Origin of the sequence: Erythrobacter sp. JK5, assembly GCF_018205975.1 — a bacterium.
In the GTDB taxonomy this organism is placed as follows: domain Bacteria; phylum Pseudomonadota; class Alphaproteobacteria; order Sphingomonadales; family Sphingomonadaceae; genus Erythrobacter.
Window position 1 is genome coordinate 462,685 of record NZ_CP073577.1, and the last position, 13,058, is coordinate 475,742.

The window sequence follows — 13,058 nt, forward strand, 5'->3', positions numbered from 1 at the left end:
CCCCCTATCGATCGTGCGAAGGGGTACCGGCTACGGGTTAAAATTCGCTCTTCTCGCGCGCGCCACAGCGGGAAACGAGGGCCGATCGCTTGCGACCCAATCGGATGTTGCTCGTGTTCGCAGCAGGGCCGATTTCCTTCGCCCTTTCCCCAGCGATCTGCGCAATCATTCCGGGCTGAAGCACGAACTCGAATGCGACCCCGCAAGTCCCTTCGCTCGACCAGACGACCGTGCAGTAAATCTCGTCTTCCCCCAGAACCAGCCAGCCTGATACGCCTTCGGGCGGCGGGTCCTCCAGTTCCAGCTTGGCGCCCGCATCGGAAATATTGGTCATCTCGCATTCGCGCATCCCGCTGACCGTTCGAAGGCCCACCGGGATATCCACCAGCATTCGCCCGGATCTGCGGCGCTCGATCTCGGCGGCTTGCTGGCGAAGGGCGAGGCTGCTCATGGGCTTCTCCTGTTCCGGGCAAACGCGACAGGACCGGCCGCGCGACACCGAAGACGCCATAATGCGCGCCTATTTCCAACCGGCAGGTTCCCGATTTTGCTTGCCCGAAATTAACGATGTGCAAGGCGCGACGCGCTGCGCTCAGGCAGTGTCGAGCGCGCGCGCGAGCGCCACGAATTCCGCGACGCCGACGGTTTCCGCCCGCCGCGTTTCCTCGATCCCGACCTCGGCCAGCGCGTCGAGCGCGCCCGGCACGCCTTTCAGGCTCTGCCGCAGCATCTTGCGGCGCTGGCCGAAAGCCGCTTCCGTGAGGCGTTCGAGGGTCCGCGCCGAAACGCCATCGGGCGCGTCGGTGGGCGCGACGTGGACCACCGCGCTCATCACCTTGGGCGGCGGGGTGAAGGCACTGCGGTGGACCTTCATTGCGAGCGCGGCTTCGGCGCGCCACTGGGCGAGAACGGCAAGCCTGCCGTAGGCACCGGTGTTGGCGCGCGCGACGATGCGCTCGGCAACCTCCCGTTGGAACATCAGCGAGAGCGAGCGCCATTGCGGCGGCCAGTCCGCGCCCGAAAGCCACTTCACGAACAGCGCGGTGCCGACATTGTAGGGCAGGTTGGAGAGGACGTGGAACGCCTTGCCCTGCATGACTTCGCCGTGATCGAGCTTCATCGCGTCGCCTTCGATAACGGTGAGCTGGCCCGGAAACGCCTCGCCGAGTTCGGCGAGCGCCGGAAGGCAACGGCGGTCCATCTCGATCGCGGTGACGCGCGCGCCGGCGCGGAGCAGGGCGCGGGTCAACCCGCCCGGCCCGGGGCCGATTTCGAGCACGTCCCGGTCGGCCAGATCGCCCGGTATGGCAGCGATGCGGGCCAGCAATTGCTCGTCGAGCAGGAAATTCTGTCCCAGCGCCTTCGACGCGGACAACCCGTGCCGGGCAATGGTCTCGCGGATCGGCGGAAGGTCAGCCACGCTGCCGCGCCGCCGCCATCGCTGCGGCCATCCGGATCGCCGCCAGCATCGCACCGGGATCGGCCACGTTCCTGCCGGCGATATCGAACGCGGTCCCATGGTCGGGCGACGTCCGCACGATCGGCAGGCCAAGCGTGACGTTGACGCCTTCGTCGAATTCGAGCGCCTTCAGCGGGATCAGCGCCTGATCGTGATACATGCACAGCGCCGCATCGTAACCGGCGCGGGCACGCGGGAGGAACAGCGCATCGCCGGGGACCGGCCCGGTCACGTCGAAGCCTTCGGTGCGCAGGGCGGCGATCGCAGGGGCGATAATTCGCGCTTCCTCGTCGCCGAACTTGCCGCCTTCGCCGGCGTGCGGATTGAGCGCAGCGATTGCGAGGCGCGGGCGCTCGATCCCGAAATCGCGCTGCAATCCCGCCGCCACGATGCGCGCCTTGCGAAGGATCAGGTCCTGCGACACCAGCCTCGGCACCTCGGCGAGTGCGACATGGACGGTGAGCGGCACAGTGCGTAGCGATGGGCCCGCAAGCATCATCACCGCATCGCGCGGGTCCACGCCGCATACATCGGCGAGATATTCGGTCTGTCCGGGATGGTTGAAGCCGACCTGCGCCAGTTCGGCCTTGGCCACGGGCGCGGTGACCAGGCCCGCAGCCTCGCCATCGAGCGCCTGCCGCGTCGCCCATTGCAGCGAGCTCAACGCCAGCTGTGCGCCTTGCGCGGAGGGCGTGCCCGGCGTGTAGGGCGCATCGAGCCCGGCGAGCACCGGCAGCCCGGCATGGAATGCGAATTCGGTTTCGTGCGCCTCGGCGATCGGCACCAGCGGACAATCGAGCCCGCGCATCTCTGCCGCGGCGCGCAGCACCTCGAGCCCGCCGACGACGAAGAACGGATGCGCCGCCGCGCCTTCGCGTCTGAGCCGGTCATAGCTCGCGCAGATGATTTCCGGCCCGATCCCCGCCGGATCGCCGAGCGAAATGGCCAGCGGAAAAGCGGGCGCGGCGCCGTTCAAGCCGAGCTCAATTGTACTCGATATAGGCGTCGTTGCGCAGGTCGCGCAGGTAACGCTGCGCGCGCTTGTTGATGCGCTCTTCCTCGATCTGCCGTTCGATACTGGCAAAGGTCGGCCCGGCTCCGCTTTCCGGTTCGTCGCGGCCGCACAGCATCAGCACTCGGATGCCTTCTTCGACCGAGCCGAATGGCGGGGTGGTCTGCCCGATCTGCAGATTGAGGATGATCCCTTGCAACTGCTCGGGCAGCGAGCGCGCGCGGATCTGGTCGTTCGAGACGACGGTGGCACCGATCCGTTCGCGGGCGGTTTCGGCATCGGCGCAGCCGCGCAGACCCTGCACGAAGGTTGCGAACTCATTGACCCGGGCCTCGGCGGCCGGGGTGTCGATGCCGGGATCGAAGGTGATCGAAATCTGCTTGAGGCTGAGCAACGCGTCGCGCGGATCGGCCATCAGCACCTGGCGCTTGTCGATCAGGTAGAGGATCGAAAAGCCGCCCGGAATCTCGATCGGACCGACCAGCTGGCCGGGCTGCATGTTGCGCGCGGCGGTCGCCAGCGCGGGAGGAAGCTGGCCGAGCCGGACAAAGCCGAGATCGCCGCCGACAACGGCGGTGGTCGCTTCGGAAAATTGCCGCGCATAGGCGACAAAGCTGCCGCCAGCCCGCAGCTGCTCCATGATCCGTTCGGCGTTCTGCAGCACTGCCTGACGGTTCTCGATCGTCGCCGAGAGGTAGATCTCTCCGAGCCGGTATTCCTCTGTCCCGCGCGAAGCCTCGAGCCGTGCGAGGACATCGTTGACCTCTTCCGCAGCCACGTTGACGAACGGGGTGACGTTGCGCCGCAGCAGGTTCTCCCATGCGACCTCGCCTTCGATCTGGCGCTTGAGCGCGGCCGGCGAAGACCCGATCGAAACCAGGTATTCATCCATCTTTTCCGGCTCCTGGCCGAAATTCTGGGCGGCAAGCTGGCTGTAGGTCCGCTCGACCTCCTCGCGCGTGACCTTCATGTCGAGCGCTTCGGCGGCCTGCACCTTGAGCGTTTCGTCGATCAGGTTGCGCAGCACCTGGACCCGCAGTCGCTGCAATTCCTCGGCTGACACCTCGGCCTGCGAAGCCGAGGTCACCAGTGCGACCCGCTGATCGATATCGGTCCCGGTGATGACGAAGCCGTTGACCACTGCGGTGGCGCTGCGTTCGTTCGGGTTTTCCGGGCCGAGGATGTTGATGCTCTCGGGCAGCCCGAACGGGTTGTCGGCCGTCGGCACCGCCTGCGTCTGCGCGGCGGCAGGCGCGGCTAAGGCCCCGAGGCCGAACATGGCGGCCATGGCCAACGCCGCGCAGGAATTCGAAAACGCCTTGAAAGTCACTGTTATCAATCCCGATTTCATTCAAACTGGATCGCCGTCCACCCCTCTGGCGCGGCGCATTGCTGTTGTCGCAGGCCGATTGCCAAAGCCTGGCTGAACCGCGGCTGAGTCCGGCTTGCGCATCCCCGTCGCCGCTCCATTAGCCATTTTCGTTTGCGATGCCAATTCATCGGCTGGGCAAAAACCCGCGAACGCCGCGATTACCGGAAACCGAGATTGCGCAGCGCGAAGAACAGCTGGAAGGTGTTGCCGCGCTCGGCATCGCCGGCGGTGATGTAATCGCGGCGCCAGGTCAGCCCGAATTCGATGCAGTCGTCTTCGTAGGATACGCCCAGCCGGGTGCGGATCGGCTCGAACCCGTCGGGGGCGAAGGTCGGGTCCTCATCGGCACCCGTGAGGTTGAACACGCCCGATCCGAACACCGACCAGTTGTTCGCGAAGGCAACGCGCGCGGCGGCGCGAAATTCCTCGCGATCCTGCAAATCTTCGACGGTGGTAATGTCGCGGTTGAGCCGCAGGTAACCGACCTCGAGATAGGTCCGGCGCGATCCGATCGTGGCGTCGATCTCGTTGCGGCGCACCGCGAGATTGTCCTTGTCGAGCCGGAACCTGTGGGTGAACTGGATGAAGTCGCGAAACCGCACCTCGGTGCGCCCGACGAAATCCGATACCCGCTCGGACAGCCCGGTCCCGTCGGGAAAGATCTCGCGGTCGGCATCGAAGCGGTAGGACTGGCCGATATTGCTTTTGACCCGCCAGCCGGGCTTGGTGAGCTCCCAGTCGACGCCCCAGGTCACCCGCACGCCGTCCTCGACCCGGTCGTATCCGGGGAAGCGATTGAGCGCGAACAGGTTCGAATCCTCGAGATCGATCGCGCGCGAATCCTCGTTGGGAACGGCCAGATTGCGGATCGGGGGGCTGGCGACGAGCTGAACGCGCGGCGTCAGCACCTGCGTGCCGCCAAACGCTTCGCCGACGAACGGCCATTCGACATCGACCGCGCCGATCGCCACCGCCCGCGCGGTCCATCCGTCATTGCCGCGATAGACCTCGGTCAGGGTCGAGAGCGTATCGTTGGTGTTGTAGAGATCGCCGCGAACGAGTGCGCTGAGCGTCACCACCTGCCCGAAATCGGTGAGGCGGCGCAGGTCCCATTTCGCCCCGGCGAAGGCGCGCTGCGTATCCTGCCCGTCGGTGCGGATCAGGCTGAGCGTGTTGGCCTGCAGTTCGATCTCGCCGCCCAGCACCGGGTCGTCGATCAGGCGGCGATAGTCGAACGCCGGCAGCGCGACCGGGATCTGCCCTTGCACCGCGTTGATCCGCAGCGTCTGCGTCGCCCAACCGGCAAGCGAGAGGTAGGAGCGATCGTCGATCCGCTCGAGGTTGATGGTCGAGCGCAGCCGGTCGTCGCGGCTGATATCGTAGCGCCGCAGGAAGGTCCGGTCGCTCGCGACGCGGACCGTGCCGGTCAGGCTCCATTCGGGCGAGAACTGGAACCGCCCGTTGGCGAACAGATAGCCGCGCGGATCGCTTTCGGTAGTCGGTTCCCCGGTGAAATCGGCGATGCGGCTGCTGACGGTGGCGTAGCCGGTGATCTGATACGCCCCCCGATCGGTCAGGTGGCGCCATTCTGCGGAGGCCATCGGCGCGACTTCGGAAAAGACATAGGCGCCCAGCGTCAGGTCCTGGTTGTCGGCGAGCCGCCAGTAATACCGACCCGACAGTTCGAGCCCGTTGACGTTGCTGATGCGGACATCGGGGACCAGGAAGCCCGAGACCGCGCTGCCGTCGGTACGCAGCGACAGACCCGGCAGCGGAAGGATGCGCGCACCGAACAGTTCGAGCGTCGCACCGCGAAACCGCACCCGGTTGTCCTGCGGGTCGAAAGTCACCCGGTCGGCGGTGATGCGCCAGCTCGGATCCTTGGCGCAGCCGTCTTCGCCAGTGACAGCGCAGGCGGTGTAGGCGGCATCGGTAAGGATGATCGTGCCGTCTTCGCCGCGCTCGCCCGAGCGCGCCGCGAGCCGTCCCCCGGCGCGCAGGGCCACCAGCAGGTCCTCCATCGCGCCGGCTTCGAATTCGTCGGTGAGTTCTAGCCGGTCGGTGTAGAGCTGGTTGCCGTTCTCGTCGACGAAGCGGATGTTGCCGGTGGCCAGGATCGTCCCGGCCTCGCGGTTCCAGACCACCTCGTCGGCAACGACCGATCGGTCCCCGCTGCGCAGGATTACGCTGCCCCGCGCAGTGACGACGTCGCTGTCGGTGTCGTAGGAAAGCTGGTCGGCTTCGAAATCGATCCGTTCGGAGGGTTCACCCAGTTCAGGCGGCGGATCGTCGAGCGTGGCAACGGCGATCGGCCCGGGCTGTGGCTCCCGCAGCAGCGGGTCGCCGTAGCCGAGTTGCCGGTTCTCCCGCTCGAGCACCACGGCTGCTGGATCGACGTCGGCACCGGTATCCTGCGCCGACAGCGGGCTCGCCAGCACCAGCGGACCGGCGATCGCCGCTGCGAGGATCGCCGCGCGCGAGGAGGCCAGTTGTCCAGGTGCGCCTGCATATGCGGCAGCAACCCGTTCCATCGCTGCCTTCGTACCTCCCGACATGCCTTGCCTATTGCACCGCTCACGCTTAATCGCAATCGCCATTCCAAAGCCCGTTCTTCGGTGCCGATCAGCCGTTTCGTGCATTCGATCGACCGGACCCTCAGCCGCCCTGCGCGGTTCGCCCCATTCGCGGAGACATCATGCAAATCCTCTTCACCGACACGCCCCTGCCAACGTCCGGCTAACCGCCCGGATCGTCAATCAGGGGGATGCGCTTTCCGATCTCGATGCGGCCATCGCCGACGGAGCCAAGGCAGCGCGGTTCAACGGCCGGGCCGGGCAGGTGTTCGAGAGCTTCGCGATGGCCGGCGGAAGCCTGCGCCGCGTCGCGCTTGCAGGTGCGGGCGAAAGCGCAGCCGAAGGTCGGCGGCTCAACATCGAAAAGGCGGGCGCATCGCTCACCGCAAAGTTCCTGGTGTCGGGCGAGAGCGCGATGGTGCTCGATCTCGGCCATGCCGACCTGTCGGGCGAGGAAGCGGCTGCGGCACTGCTGGGCCTGCGCCTACGCGCCTGGCGGCACGACAAATACCGGACCAAGCTTGCCGAAGACAAGCGCCCCACGCTGGCGACCGTGCATGTCGTCGGTGCCCCTGCGGGCACGGAGGCTGCATGGGAAACCGCCGCTGCAGTTGCCAAGGGCGTCGAGTTCACTCGCATGCTCGTCGCCGAACCGGCCAACATCGTCTATCCCGAAAGCTTCGTCGAACTCTGCCGCGAAGCGTTCGAGGGACCGGGGCTGAAATTACCGTGCTCGACGACGAGGCCATGGCGAAGCTCGGCATGGGCGCGCTGCTGGGTGTCGGGCAGGGGTCCGAGCGGCCCTCGCGCCTGCTGGCAATCCGCTGGGACGGGGGCGGCGATGAACAGCCGACCGTGCTGGTGGGCAAGGGTGTGACGTTCGACACCGGCGGCATCTCGCTGAAGCCGCCGCCCGGGATGGAAGACATGAAGTGGGACATGGGCGGCGCAGGCGCGGTCGCGGGCGGGATGCTCGCGGTGGTCAGCCGCAAGGCGAAGGCCAATGTCATCGGCGTGATGGGGCTGGTCGAGAACATGCCAGACGGCAAGGCGCAGCGTCCGGGCGATATCGTCACCACGATGAGCGGCCAGACGGTCGAAGTGCTCAACACCGATGCCGAAGGACGGCTGGTATTGTGCGACGCGCTGCACTGGGCGCAGGAGGAATACGACCCGGCGCGGATCGTCGACTTCGCGACGCTGACCGGGGCGATGATCATCGCGCTGGGCAACGAGCATGGCGGGTTGTTCGCCAACGACGATACGCTCGCCGAACACTTGCTGGCGGCAGGAACGGCGACCGGCGACAAGCTGTGGCGGATGCCGATCGGCCCGGCTTACGACAAGCTGATCGACAGCCCGATCGCCGACATCAAGAACGTCGGCCCGCGTCAGGCCGGTTCGATCACCGCGGCGCAGTTCCTCCACCGCTTCATTCGCAAAGGCCTGCCGTGGGCGCATTGCGACATTGCCGGAATGGTCTGGGCCGACAAGCCGGGACACAGCTGGGACAAGGGCGCGACCGGCTACGGCGTGCGTCTGATCGACCGGCTGGTTGCGGATGTGGCGGAGTAGGAAGAGCCGTGGCGCGCATGCGCAAGAAATCGGACCTGCCATCGAAGATCTGCGAGACCTGCGGCCTGCCGTTCAGCTGGCGCAAGAAGTGGGAGCGCGATTGGGACAGCGTGCGGTATTGCTCCGAACGGTGCCGGCGCAATAGGTCCGCGCCGGCATGAAGGTAGACTTCTGGCAGCTCTCGAACGACCCGGTCGAGAAAGTCGTGGCGCTGATCGCGCAGCGCGTGCTCGATTCAGGAGAGCGGCTGCTGGTGGTCAGCGCCGATCCCGACCAGCGCGAGGCGATTTCGCGCGGATTGTGGAATTCCGGGCCGGAAAGCTTCCTCGCGCATGGCGATGCCGCGGGGGCGCAGCCCGAAGCGCAGCCGATCCTGCTGTCGGATTCGCCCGAGCCGGCCAACCGGGCGAGCCACGTGATTTATGCTGACGGTGCCTGGCGCGATGCACCGGGATTTGCGCGCAGTTTCCTGCTGTTCGACGCGGCGACGCTGGAGCAGGCGCGGGCGACGTGGCGCTCGCTCGACGGCACCGATGATCTCGAACGGTCGTTCTACCGACAGGACGGCGGCAAATGGGTGAAGGTCGCCTGATCGCTTGCGCCGCGAATGCGGATCGGGGATGATCCGGTCTGAAACGAGGGGAGTTCGATCATGCGCAGTCTGTCCACCATCTTCGCCGGTTCCGTCGCCCTCCTGCTGGCCGCCTGCGGATCGGAACGCTCGGGCGAGTTCACCACCGAGGATGGCGAATCCGGCACCTATACTATCGACGGCGGTTCGGCCGAGGCCAGCGCCACGATCGAAACACCCGATGGGACGGCGACGATGCGCTCGGGCGCGAACGTGCCGGTCGATCTGCCGGGCGGATTCACCCTCTATCCCGGCGCGAGCGTGGTCAGCAATACCACCATCGACCATGCCGATGGCAAAGGCACGATGCTGATGCTTCAGACCGGCGATGCGCCCGAAAAGGTGATCGGCCATTATCGCAAGCAGGCCGAGGCGGCGGATGTGAAAATCCAGCTGCAGATGACCACCGAACAGGGCATGATGATCGCGGGCGAGGGCCCCGGCGGCCTCACCGTATCGGTCAACGCCTCGCGCGACGGCGACGGGCCGACGCAGGCGCAGCTGATGCTCGGTCAGCGCCCGGGCGGCTAGACCGCGCGGCGGTGTTGCGAAAGGGTTGAACCGCGACCCTGCCGGGGCTAAGGGCGCGCGGCGAATTCCACTCCCGGCGCCGCAAGCTGCGCCCTCTCTTCTCAAGGATAAAGACAATGGCGGTTACCCGCACCTTTTCGATCATCAAGCCCGATGCGACCAAGCGCAACCTGACCGGCGCCGTCACCAGGATGCTGGAGGAAGCCGGCCTGCGCGTCGTCGCTTCGAAGCGCATCCGGATGACCCGCGAGCAGGCCGAAGGGTTCTACGCGGTCCACAGGGAACGCCCGTTTTTCGGCGAGCTGGTCGAATTCATGATGAGCGAGCCGGTGGTCGTGCAGGTGCTCGAAGGTGAAGACGCGGTAAAGCGCAACCGCGACGTGATGGGTGCGACCAACCCGGCCGAAGCCGCCGAAGGCACGATCCGCAAGGAGCACGCGCTGTCGATCGGCGAAAACACCGTCCACGGTTCGGACAGCGACGAGAACGCCGCGATCGAGATCGCGTTCTTCTTCAACGACGACGAAATCGTCGGCTGATCGCGATCCGAGCCGACCGTTCGAGAGGGCCGTCCGACCGGGCGGCCCTTTTCGTTTGTGCGATGCTCAGCCGCGCGCGGCGAAGCGCTTGAGCTGCTGCGAATGCGCGCGGTGGTCGCCGCTTTGGCTGTCGGCCATGGTCGCGCGCATCGCAGTGAGGGCCGCGTCGCTCAGGTCGAGGCCCAGTTCGGCATAGGTGCGCCTGATCTCGCCTTCCCAATCGGCGTTGAGCGCATCGAAATGCAGGCGCGCGATCGGGCCGGGCCACTCCGCGAGCGCCGTCTCCATCCGCTTTTCGCGCAGCGCGATCTTGTGCCGCCACAGCGCTTCGATCCGGTCGAGTTCGCAGCTGTCGCTCTGGATCGCCATCTGGTTCGCCGCGAGCGAGACCGCGCTGCGCAGCACCGCATCGGTATCGCGCTGGGCCAGAACCAGCCGCGCATCGGGAAACTGGACGAGCAGCGTTGCAAGGTCTTCGGCAAATTGCGGGACCTTGAGCACGCGCGGCTTGTCGGCCAGCCCGCGATAGGCGGCATCGGTGCGCAGCACGCGTGCGAATTCGCGATAGACCGGCGCGGGGTCGCGCGCTTCGCTGAACGCCGAATAGGTCGGGATGCGCCACTGCGATTCGTAGATAGAATGGTTGAGCGCCCCCGCGATCCACGCCAGTTCCTCTTCGACCTCGCCGCTGGCCATCGGGTGGATAGACTGGACCCACGGGTTAAGCCCGCGCAGCAGCGCGATGTCGATCGCACCCCTGGCGAGGCGCAGATCGGGGGTGCTGGGGACCGGGTGCCACGCGTCGCAATAGCGGGTGTGCGAATGCGCCGGATCGGCAGCCAGCAGCTTGTGGATGCGCGTCGTGCCGCTGCGCATGTGGCCGATCACGATGATCGGTGGGGCGAGCCGGGTGGCGAGCAGTTCGGGCCGCCGCGACCACAGTTCCCCGAACCGCAGCCGCGCGCGGATCACCCGCATCAACTGACCATGCGCCATCGCGCGGCCCAGCGGGTTGAGATCGGCCTCGTCCTGCACCGCTTCGGTCAGCACGTGCAGCCGCAGACGGAAATCCGCGACGTCATCCGGGCGCCGTCCGCCGATTTCGGCTTCCTCGGCGCGATTCCTGAACCCTTTCGCGGCCAGCGCCCACAGTTCGTCCGCGTCGAGCGCGGGTTCGGGCAGCCAGCCCCTGTCCCAGGCCTGTCCCAGGAAACCGCTGGCGCGATCGGCGATCGGCGCGCGGGCGAGCGGATGGGCGCGGGGAGGGGGCGCCATCAGAACATCTCCGCCGCGCCGATAAGCCTGGTCAATCGCGCCGGGGCGACGCTGCGCCAGCTGCGCTGAAGCCACTCGTCGACATGCTCCCAATCGACGCCGGGCCGGTTGAGGATCAGCCCGACCCAGCCGCTCGCGCCGTAATAGGCGGGCTTGAAATAGATCTCCGGCTGCGCCTCGACGAGGTCCAGCAGCTCGTCCATTCCGCCGGTTTTCACGAGCACCGCGATGTGCTCTTCGCCGTGATGCTGGTTGTTGAAATGCGCGAAGAACTTGCCCGATTTCTCGGTCCCGACCCGGAAGCCGGGCGAACCGTGGCTGTCGCGCGCGTGCGTTTCGGGCAGGGCCAGCGCCAGCTCGCGAACCCGCGCATAGAGATATTCGGCATCGTATCCGCGCGAGACATAGTTCGAGACCGCCCGCGGATAGAGCTGGTGCTCGGCGAACTTGACGCGCTCGGCCAGGCTTTCGGGCGTTTCGTCGCTGCGGATCGCGACCCGTGCCTGCGCCAGCACCTCGCCCGCATCGAGCTCCGGCGTGACTATGTGCACGCTCGCCCCGCCATGGCTGTCCCCCGCGGCGATGGCGCGGGCATGGGTGTCGAGCCCCTTGTATCGCGGCAGCAGCGAGGGGTGGATGTTGAGGATCCGGCCCTCCCAGCGGCGCACGAAACCGTCCGACAGGATGCGCATGTAGCCCGCGAGCACCAGGTATTCGGCCTTCGCATCGACCAGCGCGCGCTCCATTGCCGCGTCGTGATCAGCCCGGCTCACCCCTTTGTGAGAGTGCACGAAGGTGGCGATGCCTTCGCCCTCGGCGATCGCGAGCCCCGGCGCAGTGGCGACATTGCTGGCGACAAGCACCACCTCGTAGGCGCTGTCGTCGCGCAAGCTGGCGTAGAGCAGCGCCGCCATGTTGGTGCCGGTTCCAGAGATGAAGATCGCGACCCTGGCCCTATGCAAGGTGCACCGCCTCCCAGTCCTCCTTGGCCGACCACGTGCCCTGCGATCCGCGTACGGTGCAGCCGCGCTGACCCGCCTCGACGGTGCCGACGCGCAGCACGGATTCGCCTGCATCTTCGAGCCGTGCGGATACCGCAGGAACGTCATCGGGCGCGATCGCCAGCACCATGCCGACGCCGCAATTGAAAGTGCGCGCCATTTCGGCGGGCTCGATGCGGCCCTGAGCCTGCAGGAACGCCATCAGCCGCGGCTGCGCCCAGGCATCGGTATCGATCATGGCGTGCGCGCCATCGGGCAGGATGCGCGGAATGTTTTCGAGCAGTCCGCCACCGGTGATATGCGCCAGCCCGCGGACCAGTCCGGCGCGGATCAGCGGCAGCACGCTCGCGACATAGATACGCGTCGGTTCGATCAGCGCATCGATCAGCAGCCGTTCCTGATCGAACAGCGCCGGACGGTCGAGCTTCCACCCGAAATCCGCCGCCAGCCGCCGCACCAGCGAATAGCCATTGGAATGCACCCCGGAACTGGCGAGACCGACCAGCACGTCGCCGGGTGCGACCTTGTCTCCAGTGAGCTGTTCGCCGCGTTCGACCGCGCCGACGCAGAAGCCTGCCAGATCGTAATCGCCATCGGCATACATGCCGGGCATCTCCGCCGTCTCGCCGCCGATCAGCGCGCAGCCTGCCAGTTTGCAGCCCGCGGCAATCCCCGCAACGACCCGCTCGGCCACCCCGGTCTCGAGCCGTCCGGTAGCGAAATAATCGAGGAAGAACAGCGGCTCGGCACCCTGGACGATCAGATCGTTGACGCACATCGCGACGAGATCGATCCCGACCGTGTCGTGCCGGTCATGCTCGATCGCGAGCTTCAGTTTGGTACCGACGCCGTCATTGGCGGCGACCAGCATCGGATCGACGTAACCAGCGGCCCTGGGATCGAAAAAGCCGCCGAATCCGCCCAGCTCGCTGGTCGCGCCGGGCCGCGCCGTTGCCTTGGCCAGCGGCGCGATGGCCTTCACCAGCGCGTTGCCGGCTTCGATCGAAACGCCTGCCTGTTCGTAGGTGTATGATGTTTTCCCGCCACTCATGCCTCGCGTTTACCCTTTCACGCTTGGAATTCCACTCGC

13 protein-coding genes and 1 pseudogene are annotated in these 13,058 nt (G+C 66.7%); 6 read left to right on the top strand and 8 right to left on the bottom strand.

Features of this window, described 5'->3' with window-relative positions; genetic code table 11:
- Window positions 1-37: 37 nt before the first annotated feature.
- From KDC96_RS02110 to KDC96_RS02125, 4 genes are all read right to left on the bottom strand, one after another.
- Window positions 38-451, bottom strand: coding sequence for a PilZ domain-containing protein (locus tag KDC96_RS02110; RefSeq protein ID WP_212450293.1), 414 nt, complete (start codon window positions 449-451; stop codon window positions 38-40).
- A gap of 141 nt (window positions 452-592) precedes the next feature.
- Complete coding sequence (gene rsmA, locus KDC96_RS02115; RefSeq protein ID WP_212450294.1) at window positions 593-1,420, bottom strand: 16S rRNA (adenine(1518)-N(6)/adenine(1519)-N(6))-dimethyltransferase RsmA; 828 nt, start codon at window positions 1,418-1,420, stop codon at window positions 593-595.
- Entirely contained in the window at window positions 1,413-2,435 is a 1,023-nt protein-coding gene (pdxA, locus tag KDC96_RS02120) for a 4-hydroxythreonine-4-phosphate dehydrogenase PdxA (RefSeq protein WP_212450295.1), read from the bottom strand. The genes rsmA and pdxA overlap by 8 nt, the downstream gene beginning before the upstream one ends.
- A 7-nt stretch (window positions 2,436-2,442) precedes the next feature.
- Window positions 2,443-3,759 (bottom strand): peptidylprolyl isomerase, encoded by a 1,317-nt coding sequence (locus KDC96_RS02125; protein ID WP_249171880.1) that lies wholly within the window; start codon window positions 3,757-3,759, stop codon window positions 2,443-2,445.
- Here KDC96_RS02125 and KDC96_RS02130 point away from each other — a divergent pair.
- On the top strand, window positions 3,758-3,898 hold the full coding sequence (locus KDC96_RS02130; RefSeq protein WP_212452819.1) for a hypothetical protein: 141 nt from the start codon (window positions 3,758-3,760) through the stop codon (window positions 3,896-3,898). The genes KDC96_RS02125 and KDC96_RS02130 overlap by 2 nt on opposite strands.
- A 103-nt stretch (window positions 3,899-4,001) precedes the next feature.
- Here the strand turns inward: KDC96_RS02130 and KDC96_RS02135 are convergent, their stop codons facing one another.
- Window positions 4,002-6,398, bottom strand: a complete 2,397-nt coding sequence (locus KDC96_RS02135) for an LPS-assembly protein LptD (RefSeq protein WP_212450297.1) — start codon at window positions 6,396-6,398, stop codon at window positions 4,002-4,004.
- Window positions 6,399-6,538: 140 nt separating this feature from the next.
- Here KDC96_RS02135 and KDC96_RS02140 point away from each other — a divergent pair.
- The 5 genes and pseudogenes from KDC96_RS02140 to ndk all read left to right on the top strand — a co-directional run bounded on the left by KDC96_RS02140 (window position 6,539) and on the right by ndk (window position 9,692).
- Window positions 6,539-7,991, top strand: a pseudogene (locus KDC96_RS02140) (leucyl aminopeptidase).
- A gap of 17 nt (window positions 7,992-8,008) precedes the next feature.
- A complete protein-coding gene (locus tag KDC96_RS02145; RefSeq protein ID WP_212452307.1) occupies window positions 8,009-8,152 on the top strand; it encodes a DUF2256 domain-containing protein in 144 nt (47 codons plus the stop codon).
- On the top strand, window positions 8,149-8,583 hold the full coding sequence (locus KDC96_RS02150; protein ID WP_212450298.1) for a DNA polymerase III subunit chi: 435 nt from the start codon (window positions 8,149-8,151) through the stop codon (window positions 8,581-8,583). The genes KDC96_RS02145 and KDC96_RS02150 overlap by 4 nt, the downstream gene beginning before the upstream one ends.
- Window positions 8,584-8,643: 60 nt before the next feature.
- Entirely contained in the window at window positions 8,644-9,153 is a 510-nt protein-coding gene (locus KDC96_RS02155; RefSeq protein WP_212450300.1) for a hypothetical protein, read from the top strand.
- Window positions 9,154-9,269: 116 nt separating this feature from the next.
- The gene (ndk, locus tag KDC96_RS02160; RefSeq protein WP_212450302.1) at window positions 9,270-9,692 is read left to right on the top strand and encodes a nucleoside-diphosphate kinase; all 423 of its coding nucleotides are present in this window, start codon (window positions 9,270-9,272) and stop codon (window positions 9,690-9,692) included.
- 66 nt (window positions 9,693-9,758) lie between these two features.
- On the opposite strand, the gene KDC96_RS02165 is transcribed toward ndk, so the two are convergent.
- The 3 genes from KDC96_RS02165 to purM are packed head-to-tail and all read right to left on the bottom strand — an operon-like array spanning window position 9,759 to window position 13,019.
- The gene (locus KDC96_RS02165; RefSeq protein WP_212450304.1) at window positions 9,759-10,967 is read right to left on the bottom strand and encodes a sulfotransferase; all 1,209 of its coding nucleotides are present in this window, start codon (window positions 10,965-10,967) and stop codon (window positions 9,759-9,761) included.
- Window positions 10,967-11,929, bottom strand: coding sequence for a phosphoribosylglycinamide formyltransferase (purN, locus tag KDC96_RS02170; protein ID WP_212450306.1), 963 nt, complete (start codon window positions 11,927-11,929; stop codon window positions 10,967-10,969). The genes KDC96_RS02165 and purN overlap by 1 nt, the downstream gene beginning before the upstream one ends.
- Window positions 11,922-13,019, bottom strand: coding sequence for a phosphoribosylformylglycinamidine cyclo-ligase (purM, locus tag KDC96_RS02175; RefSeq protein ID WP_212450309.1), 1,098 nt, complete (start codon window positions 13,017-13,019; stop codon window positions 11,922-11,924). Before purM ends, purN begins: the two co-directional genes overlap by 8 nt.
- Between the last annotated feature and the right edge of the window lie 39 nt (window positions 13,020-13,058).